Here is a 677-nt window from a genome sequence, read left to right as displayed (position 1 = left end):
CCGCCCCCTACGAGCGGTTCGCCCGGCGCTTTTGCGAGCTGGACGACGGCAAGGCCGCCAGCCGCGTCGTCGACCGCATCCTCCGGTCGGGCTGACCGGGCATGCGGGCACTCCGGCATCCGGCCGTCCCGGCGGTCGCGGCGGTGGCGGCGGTCGCGGCGTGGGTCGTGGCGACGCCGGTCGCGATGCTGCTGCCGGCCCTCGCCGGGCGCAGCCCGTTCAGCCCGCAGGGCGCGGTGCTGCCGGTCGCCGTCGGCGGCCTGCTGCTGGCCGCCGGGCTGGCGGTCGCGGTGGCCCGTCCCGCCCGGTGGCGGAGCGCGTCCGCCACCGATGCGCTGACCGGGGTCGCCGCCGGACTGCTGGCGGCGTGGGTGGCGCTCGCCCTGCGCAACTCCCTGCACGGCACGCCGTTCGGGTTCGCGGGCCTGATGGGGGACCAGGGCCGGATGAGCGCGATGGCCACCCGCTACACCGCCACCGCCGCCCCCTCGGACGGCATCGTCGCCGGGGTGCCGACCGAGTACCCGCCGCTGTTCCCGTGGGTGGTCGGCCGGGCCTCGGCGCTGCTGGACGTCCACGCCTGGCGGGTCCTCGGCGACGCGCAGCTCCTCACCGTCTCCGGGGCCGTCCTGCTGACGTTCCTGCTGTGGACCCGGCTGGTCCCCCCGCCCGCCGCC

Annotated in this window: 2 protein-coding genes; both read left to right on the top strand. The window is 78.4% G+C overall.

The features are described from left to right. The coding region (locus E1284_RS44235) for a CDP-glycerol glycerophosphotransferase family protein (RefSeq protein ID WP_131945428.1) at positions 1 to 95 on the top strand (95 nt) is incomplete at its 5' end. Positions 96 to 101: 6 nt separating this feature from the next. Continuing rightward, a partial coding sequence (locus tag E1284_RS41025; RefSeq protein ID WP_165965640.1) for an arabinofuranosyltransferase occupies positions 102 to 677 on the top strand: 576 nt, incomplete at its 3' end.

Source organism: Actinomadura bangladeshensis, from assembly GCF_004348335.1.
GTDB classification, from domain to species: domain Bacteria; phylum Actinomycetota; class Actinomycetes; order Streptosporangiales; family Streptosporangiaceae; genus Spirillospora; species Spirillospora bangladeshensis.
The sequence above is the reverse complement of the archived record's forward strand: the minus strand, read 5'-3'. Positions and strand labels throughout refer to the sequence as shown.